The organism is Paenibacillus sp. FSL R5-192 (genome assembly GCF_000517845.1).
Taxonomy (GTDB): Bacteria; Bacillota; Bacilli; order Paenibacillales; family Paenibacillaceae; genus Paenibacillus; species Paenibacillus amylolyticus.
Genome location: NZ_ASPR01000034.1, coordinates 1 through 490 on the forward strand (window position 1 = coordinate 1; position 490 = coordinate 490).

The 490-nt window shown below is 48.8% G+C and carries 4 tRNA genes; all 4 read left to right on the plus strand.

The window, feature by feature from the left end:
• Positions 1-94 precede the first annotated feature (94 nt).
• The 4 genes from C161_RS19275 (at position 95) to C161_RS19290 (ending at position 488) form a co-directional block, all read left to right on the plus strand.
• Positions 95-170: transfer RNA gene (locus C161_RS19275), tRNA-Asn, on the plus strand.
• A gap of 3 nt (positions 171-173) precedes the next feature.
• Positions 174-265, plus strand: a tRNA-Ser gene (locus tag C161_RS19280).
• A 9-nt stretch (positions 266-274) separates the two neighbouring features.
• A tRNA-Glu gene (locus C161_RS19285) sits at positions 275-346 on the plus strand.
• A gap of 66 nt (positions 347-412) precedes the next feature.
• Positions 413-488, plus strand: a tRNA-Val gene (locus tag C161_RS19290).
• Positions 489-490: the final 2 nt, after the last annotated feature.

The following is a 490-nucleotide window of genomic DNA, read 5'->3' on the forward strand; positions in this document are numbered from 1 at the left end:
AGTACTAATCGGTCGAGGGCTTATCCAATAGCAAGTTGTAATTCGCGTGTTTCGTTTCGAATCTAGTTTTCAGAGAACGATCTCTGAAGCATATTCCCTGATAGCTCAGTTGGTAGAGCACTCGACTGTTAATCGAGTTGTCACAGGTTCGAGCCCTGTTCGGGGAGCCATATGGAGAGGTGTCCGAGCTGGCCGAAGGAGCACGATTGGAAATCGTGTAGGCGTCACAAGCGTCTCGAGGGTTCGAATCCCTCTCTCTCCGCCATAATATTAAGGCCCGTTGGTCAAGGGGTTAAGACACCTCCCTTTCACGGAGGTAACAGGGGTTCGAATCCCCTACGGGTCATAATAACTTCAAAAAAGAAGTTGATTTTTACAACAAGATTATGGTATGATCATAAATGTGTTGTTCGGAGGCTTAGCTCAGCTGGGAGAGCATCTGCCTTACAAGCAGAGGGTCGGGGGTTCGATCCCCTCAGCCTCCACCATA